Raw genomic sequence first — 6,655 nt, 5'->3', positions numbered from 1 at the left:
CCCGTCCGCCCGGCGTGTCGCCTTTGTCGTCCCACCCCCGCCGCTCTGGGCGCCCCGCGGATCAGGTGTTGGGATGGACGACGTTGACGGCCACGGTGTCGTCGCCCAGCACGGTGTAGTACACGGTCACCAAGTCGTTGGAGAGTTCGTAGGAGGAATGTCCCGCCACCTCGACGAACGGCTTGGCGTCCGGCGGAACGGGATCCCCCAGCAGCGACATGATCAGCAGGTTGGCCGCATCGCGGATGTTCGGGGGGAACCCGGCGACCTGCATCCGCAACCGGTAGGGGTAGATGAGCTGATCAGGCAAACCGCTCACCCTCGACGGCCTGTTCACGCGTCAGCGCCTCGTAGCCGGGTGGGAGTTCGCCATTCTCGACATAGGGCGCGATGTGCTGGATCTCGGCGACGACGGCTGCCTGGATCTTCTCGCGCTTGAGCGCCTGGTACTCCTGGTAATCGGTCTCCGGGACGAGGACGGCGGCATCGGAGCCGTGGCGAGTGATCTTGATGTGCCGGCCGTGGATGGCATCGGAGTGCAGCTTGCCGAGCCGTTGGCGAGCGAGTTTCAGCGGAACGTCTTCCATGGCCAAAAGTGTACACTCTTCACACTGTGTTCTTGGTGCACTCTTCGCCGGACACGCGCCAGCGAAAGACGCCCGGGCCGGGGGGCTCGGGCGTCTTTCGCTGGCTGATCGCGGTGGATCAGAGGTTTTTCATGATCTCCCGCATGAGGACCGCCGCCTCGCTCGGGGTCTTGCCGACGCGGACGCCGACCTTCTCCAGGGCCTCCTTCTTCGCCTGCGCGGTGCCGGCGGAGCCGGACACGATCGCGCCGGCGTGGCCCATCGTCTTGCCCTCGGGGGCGGTGAACCCGGCGACGTAGCCGACGACCGGCTTGGTCACGTGGTCGGCGATGTAGGCGGCGGCGCGCTCCTCGGCGTCGCCCCCGATCTCGCCGATCATCACGATCGCGTCGGTCTCCGGGTCGTCCTGGAACGCCGTGAGGGCGTCGATGTGCGTGGTGCCGATGACCGGGTCGCCGCCGATGCCGACGCAGGTGGAGAAGCCGATGTCGCGCAGCTCGTACATCATCTGGTAGGTCAGCGTGCCCGACTTGGACACCAGGCCGATGCGGCCGGGGGTGGTGATGTCGGCCGGGATGATGCCCGCGTTGGACTTGCCGGGGGACGCGATGCCGGGGCAGTTCGGCCCGATGACGCGGGTCTTGTTGCCCTTGGCCTCGGCGTGGGCCCAGAAGTAGGCGCTGTCGTGCACCGGAATGCCCTCGGTGATGACGACGCACAGCGGGATCCCGGCGTCGATCGCCTCGACGACCGCGTCCTTGGTGAACTTCGGCGGGACGAACACGACGGAGGTGTCGGCGCCGGTCTCGGCCATCGCCTCGGCCACGGTGCCGAACACCGGGAGCGTCTTTGCGTCGAAGTCGACCGTCTGCCCGGCCTTGCGGGCGTTCACGCCGCCGACGACCCGCGCGCCGGAGGCGAGCATGCGGCGGGAGTGCTTCATGCCCTCCGAGCCGGTCATGCCCTGGACGATGATCTTGCTGTTCTCGGTGAGCCAGATGGCCATGCTCATGCACCTGCCGCTGCGAGTTCGGCGGCGCGCCTGGCCGCGTCGTCCATGGTGTCGACCTGCTCGACGCCGGCCAGCGCGGCGTCGCTGAGGATCTTGCGTCCGAGCTCGGCGTTGTTGCCGTCGAGGCGGACGACGAGGGGACGGTTGACGGTCTCGCCGCGGTCGGCCAGCAGCCCGTAGGCCGTGACGATGCCGTTGGCGACGGCGTCGCAGGCGGTGATGCCGCCGAAGACGTTCACGAACACCGACCTGACGTCGTCGTCGGACAGGACGATCTCCAGGCTGTCCGCCATGACCTCGGCGGACGCGCCGCCGCCGATGTCGAGGAAGTTGGCCGGCCGCTGGCCGCCGAACTCCTCGCCGGCGTAGGAGACCACGTCCAGGGTGGACATGACCAGGCCCGCGCCGTTGCCGATGATGCCGACGCCGCCGTCGAGCTTGACGTAGTTGAGGTCCTTGGCCTTCGCCGCCGCCTCCAGCGGGTCGGCGGCGGCCTTGTCCTCCAGCTTGTCGTGCTCCTGGCGGAACGCGGCGTTGTCGTCGAGGGAGACCTTGCCGTCCAGCGCCTTCACCTGGCCGTCCGCGGTGAGGATGAGCGGGTTCACCTCGACGAGGGTGGCGTCCTCGTCGGTGAAGACCGCCCAGAGGCGCTCGATGAGCTCGGCGGCGCCTTCGCGGGCCTCCTGCGGGAGGCGGCCCTGCTCGGCGATCTCGCGGGCCTTGGCCCGGTCGACGCCCTCCAGCGGGGAGATGGGGATCAGGCCCAGCCGGTCGTGCGGCACGTCCTCGATCTCGACGCCGCCCTCGACGGAGCAGATGGACAGGAACGTGCGGTTGGCGCGGTCGAGCAGGAAGGAGAAGTAGTACTCCTGCGCGATGGCGCTCCCCTCCTCGATCAGGACCTTGTGGACCGTGTGGCCCTTGATGTCCATGCCGAGGATCTGGCCGGCGAGCGCTTGCGCCTCGTCGGCGGTGTCTGCCAGCTTCACGCCGCCGGCCTTGCCACGGCCACCGGTCTTCACCTGGGCCTTGACGACGACCTTCGAGCTCCCCGCGGCGAACAGCTCCGCCGCGATGGCCCGGGCTTCCTGGGGAGTATGGGCGACCTTGCCGGTGGGCACCGGTACCCCGTACTCGGCGAAGAGTTCCTTCGCCTGATGTTCGAACAGGTCCACGAGGCGTCCTTAACGGATCGACAGCCAATGACCGATTGAGTGGGGGTTACACGGGTTTCCGTGCGGCCGCCACCCTGCGGTCCGCTCCGTCGATGCAGCCTAGTCAACCCGGGTCCATGGTCATGCCGCAGGGTCCGATCCCCTCGCAATCCCCTGGTCTCATGTCGGTCAACGTTCAGGAAACCGTGCGTGTGGGCCCTACGGAGGAGGGCACGAGTGGCCCCTGGGGATGATGAACCAATTGACGTAGTTTGATGTACTTATTTTCGCCTGGCATTGAGCCTTGCGACGAAGCGGGGTGCCGGAGGGGAGAACAGACGGCCATGGCGGACGAGCGTCTGGCGCGCTGGGGGGCTTCGCGGGGGCCGTCCCCCCGGCTGGAGGAGCCCGCCCTGCCGTCGGCGCGCCCGGCCCCGCGTCCGGCCCGGCCGCCCGGACGGCGGCCCGGGGTGCGCCGTTTCCGCAGCGCCGCCGCGCTCCTCATCGTCGCCGCGCTCGTCGCCACCAGCGGCTCCACCCTGTCGACCGCCCCCTCGGGTCCGGGCTGGGCGAGCCCCGGGCTGGTGGGCGGGGCGGGGTGGCCGCTCGTCGGCGTCCCGCTGTCCCCGGCCGAGGGGCCCGGGGCGGCCTACCTGCCGGACAGCTCGGTGGTCCGGCTCGCGAACGGGCAGATCCGGCTCGTCCCGTCCGGGACGGAGACGCCCGCCACCGTCCCGCCCGGCGATCCGCAGGTGGCCGCGGCGGTGCGGTCCGACAACAGCTGGCTGGCGCACGGCACCGTCCCGGGGTCGGAGCTCCGCCTGGGCTCCGCGTACCAGCACCACCGTTCCGCCGAGGAGTACGGCGACATGGCGAAGCGGGCGCTGCTGGACCTGCGGCTGCTCACCCGCCCGAACGGCGCGTCCCTCGCGTCCTGGTACGGGGCGTGGCGGTACAGCTGGCCCCGCGACTCCGCCTTCGCCGCCGCCGCGTTCACGGTGACGGAGCATCCGGCGGAGGCTCGCCGCGTCCTGCGGTTCCTCGCCCGCGTCCAGCACGAGGACGGCCTGTGGGCCGCCCGGTACAACGCCGACGGGACGGCGGTCGTCGACGGCCGTCCACCGCAGCTCGACTCGCTGGGCTGGGTGCTGTGGGCGAGCTGGTTCTACACCGCGCGCGCGCCGTCCCCCCGGGACCTCCCCGAGCTGTGGCCGATGGTGCAGCGCGCCGCCGACCATCTGGCGCACTCGCTGGACACCGAGGGGCTGCCGCCCCCCTCGTCCGACTACTGGGAACGCGATCACCGGCGCGAGCAGGACCCCCGACGTCCCACGCTCGGGGTCGTCGGGCCGGTGCTGGCGGGTCTGCGCGCGGCGGCGGCCGTCGCCGACGGCTACGGCGTGCGCGGGAAGGCCGCGCAGTGGCGGGCGGCCGCGCACCGGCTGTCCGACGCGGTGGCCAGGCAGTTCACCCCGTACGGCTACCCGCGCTCCCCCGTCCGCGGCGGCCGGATGGACACCTCCGTGACGTTCCTGGCGCCCCCGTTCGCGCCGCTGGACCCGGGCGTGTCCGGCGCGGTCGCCACGGCGGCCCGCAAGCAGGCGCTGCCGAACGGCGGCGTCCTGCCGGGCGAGCGCTGGTCGGGCAACAAGCTGGTCGCCTGGACGCCGGAGACGGCGCTGTTCGCCCTCAACGCCGCCGCGTCGGGACGGCCGGACGAGGCGCTCGGCCGCCTCGACTGGCTCACCGAGCACCGCACCACGCTGGGCGCCCTGCCGGAGAAGATCGGCGAGCGCGGCCAGCCCGCCGGGGTGGCGCCGCTGGGCTGGACGGCGTCGCTGGTGCTGCTCACCCTGTCCGCCCTGGAGCGCCCCCTGCCCGTCCTGCCCGTCGACAATTCGCCCCCGCCCCAGGCACGCCGGCCCGGCTGGCGCCCCTGACCGCGCTCAGGCGAACTGCTCGTAGCCGAGCTTGACCACCAGCGCGGAGACGACGCAGAGCAGCACCGTGCGGACGAATCCGGTGCCCCGGCTGATCGCCATCCGCGCGCCGAACTGGGCGCCGACGATGTTGCAGAAGGCCATGGCCAGCCCGATCGCCCACAGCACATGCCCCTGCGCGGCGAACACGATCAGCGCGCCCAGGTTGGTGCCGGTGTTGATGATCTTCGAGGACGCGGAGGCGTTGACGAAGTCCATGCCGAGCAGCGTGGTGAACGCGATGACCAGGAACGTCCCGGTGCCGGGCCCCACCAGGCCGTCGTAGAAGGCGATCACGACGCCCGGGATCAGCACCGCCGCCGCGACCCGCCGCCGGGTCCGCAGCACCAGGTTCGGCACGCGTCCGAGATCGGGCTTGAGCACCACGATCGCGGCGACGGCCAGCAGCACCACCATGATCACAGGTTTCAGCACGTCCGAGGAGATCGCCGCCGCGCAGAGCGCCCCGCCGGCCGCGCAGCAGACCGCGAGGCCCGCCGCGGGCAGCGCGACCGGCAGGTCCGGCTTGGCCTTGCGCAGGTAGGCGACGGCGGCGGACGAGGTGCCCGCGATCGACCCGAGCTTGTTGGTCGCGAGGGCCGTCGCCACCGGCTGGCCGGGGTTGAGCAGCAGCAGCGCGGGCAGCTGGATCAGCCCGCCGCCCCCCACCACCGCGTCGACCCAGCCCGCCGCGGTGGCGGCCAGCAACAGCAAGAGCACCTGCTCGGCGTGCAAGGGGAGGCTCCCGGAGGTAAGGAGTCAACGATTTGTCGCACATGAACCTATCCGCTCCGGGATCATGTTCAGGTCGCCCACTCCTCCGCGAGGACGGCCCAGACCTGCACGTCGCGGCGCTCGCCGTCCATCAGGAACGCCTTCCGCAGGACGCCCTCGCAGGTCATCCCGAGCCGCCTCGCCACGGCCGCGCTCGCGGTGTTGCGGGGGTCGCACAACCACTCGACCCGCGCCATCCCCCGCGTCCCGAACGCCCAGTCGATCATGTGCCGCACCGCCGCGGTGACCAGGCCGCGGCCCCGCGCGTCCGACGCGAGCCACACCCCGGCCTCGCAGACGCCCTGCGCGGCGTGGAACGTGCGGAACAACGCCCCGCCCTTGAGGACGCCGTCCACCCAGATGCCGTAAATGCGCCCTTCGTCCCTGGCCTGCTTGAGGGCATAGCCCTCCAGGAACTCCCGGGCGCTCGCCTCGTCCACGACGGTGCGGGCCCACGGGATGTAGGCGGCGATGTCGTCGCTGACCAGCACCACGTGACGGGCGAACTCCGCCGCCTGCCAGGGCTCCAGCGGACGGAACTCGACGCCGTCGGCGAGCGTGTGCGCGAACATATGGCCTCCATACGTACCCAACGTTTGTTATGTACAATACGGGAATGCCGGCCCGAGGTGATCACGACGCCCGCCGCCGGGACGTCTCCGAGGCGGTCTGGCGGGTCCTCGCCGACCGCGGCTTCGCCGGGCTGACCCTGCGCGCGGTCGCGGCGGAGATGGGCGCCTCCACGGGCCTGCTCACCCACTACTTCCCGAGCAAGAAGGCCCTGGTCGCCTACGCCCTCGACGTCGCCGACGAGCGCACCGCGAACAGGCCCCTCAGCGACGCGCCGGACGAGGGCCTGGCCGCCCTGCGCGCCGCACTCCGCGACGTCCTGCCGCTCACCCCGTCCTCGGCGTCCATGAACCGCGTCTGGGTCGGCTCCTGGGACGGCGCGCTCGCCGACCCCGAGCTGAGCGCCCGCGAAGCCCGCCGCTACGCCGCCTGGCGCGCCCGCCTCCGCCCCCACGTGGCCGCCGCCGTCGAACGCGGCGAACTGCCCGCCGCGTCCGACATCGACGGCCTCGTCGCCACGGCCGCCGCCTTCACCCTGTCTCTTAAACAACACTGACCCCGCCCACGGAAAGTGTGGTG

General features: G+C 71.6%; 8 protein-coding genes. 2 read left to right on the top strand and 6 right to left on the bottom strand.

The annotated features are described in order from the left end of the window. Positions 1-61: 61 nt before the first annotated feature. The 4 genes from E1298_RS42410 to sucC all read right to left on the bottom strand — a co-directional run bounded on the left by E1298_RS42410 (position 62) and on the right by sucC (position 2,774). The gene (locus tag E1298_RS42410) at positions 62-310 is read right to left on the bottom strand and encodes a hypothetical protein (RefSeq protein ID WP_131903036.1); all 249 of its coding nucleotides are present in this window, start codon (positions 308-310) and stop codon (positions 62-64) included. Next, positions 303-587 (bottom strand): type II toxin-antitoxin system Phd/YefM family antitoxin, encoded by a 285-nt coding sequence (locus tag E1298_RS42405; protein WP_131903035.1) that lies wholly within the window; start codon positions 585-587, stop codon positions 303-305. The genes E1298_RS42410 and E1298_RS42405 overlap by 8 nt, the downstream gene beginning before the upstream one ends. Before the next feature lie 118 nt (positions 588-705). After that, positions 706-1,593, bottom strand: a complete 888-nt coding sequence (gene sucD, locus E1298_RS42400) for a succinate--CoA ligase subunit alpha (protein ID WP_131903034.1) — start codon at positions 1,591-1,593, stop codon at positions 706-708. Positions 1,594-1,595: 2 nt separating this feature from the next. Next, positions 1,596-2,774, bottom strand: coding sequence for an ADP-forming succinate--CoA ligase subunit beta (gene sucC, locus E1298_RS42395; protein WP_131903033.1), 1,179 nt, complete (start codon positions 2,772-2,774; stop codon positions 1,596-1,598). A gap of 323 nt (positions 2,775-3,097) precedes the next feature. Between sucC and E1298_RS42390 the strand changes: the two genes are divergently transcribed. Continuing rightward, positions 3,098-4,693 (top strand): glycoside hydrolase family 15 protein, encoded by a 1,596-nt coding sequence (locus E1298_RS42390; RefSeq protein ID WP_243726172.1) that lies wholly within the window; start codon positions 3,098-3,100, stop codon positions 4,691-4,693. 6 nt (positions 4,694-4,699) lie between these two features. On the opposite strand, the gene E1298_RS42385 is transcribed toward E1298_RS42390, so the two are convergent. Together E1298_RS42385 and E1298_RS42380 are read right to left on the bottom strand one after the other, a co-directional pair. Continuing rightward, positions 4,700-5,467, bottom strand: coding sequence for a sulfite exporter TauE/SafE family protein (locus E1298_RS42385; RefSeq protein ID WP_131903032.1), 768 nt, complete (start codon positions 5,465-5,467; stop codon positions 4,700-4,702). A gap of 68 nt (positions 5,468-5,535) precedes the next feature. Further along, the gene (locus E1298_RS42380) at positions 5,536-6,078 is read right to left on the bottom strand and encodes a GNAT family N-acetyltransferase (protein WP_131903031.1); all 543 of its coding nucleotides are present in this window, start codon (positions 6,076-6,078) and stop codon (positions 5,536-5,538) included. A gap of 44 nt (positions 6,079-6,122) precedes the next feature. Here E1298_RS42380 and E1298_RS42375 point away from each other — a divergent pair, with 44 nt between their 5' ends. Continuing rightward, a complete protein-coding gene (locus E1298_RS42375; RefSeq protein ID WP_131903030.1) occupies positions 6,123-6,632 on the top strand; it encodes a TetR/AcrR family transcriptional regulator in 510 nt (169 codons plus the stop codon). Positions 6,633-6,655 lie beyond the last annotated feature (23 nt).

The sequence above is a fragment of the Actinomadura rubrisoli genome, from assembly GCF_004349215.1.
GTDB classification, from domain to species: domain Bacteria; phylum Actinomycetota; class Actinomycetes; order Streptosporangiales; family Streptosporangiaceae; genus Spirillospora; species Spirillospora rubrisoli.
Note: the sequence above shows the minus strand (reverse complement) of the source record. Positions and strands in the feature narration are given on the sequence as shown.

Excerpts from the sequence above, each read along its gene's own strand:
- E1298_RS42375 (WP_131903030.1), top strand. The coding sequence starts at position 6,123 with ATGCCGGCCCGAGGTGATCACGACGCCCGCCGCCGGGACGTCTCCGAG.
- E1298_RS42405 (WP_131903035.1), bottom strand. The coding sequence starts at position 587 with ATGGAAGACGTTCCGCTGAAACTCGCTCGCCAACGGCTCGGCAAGCTG.
- E1298_RS42390 (WP_243726172.1), top strand. The coding sequence starts at position 3,098 with ATGGCGGACGAGCGTCTGGCGCGCTGGGGGGCTTCGCGGGGGCCGTCC.
- sucD (WP_131903034.1), bottom strand. The coding sequence starts at position 1,593 with ATGGCCATCTGGCTCACCGAGAACAGCAAGATCATCGTCCAGGGCATG.
- E1298_RS42380 (WP_131903031.1), bottom strand. The coding sequence starts at position 6,078 with ATGTTCGCGCACACGCTCGCCGACGGCGTCGAGTTCCGTCCGCTGGAG.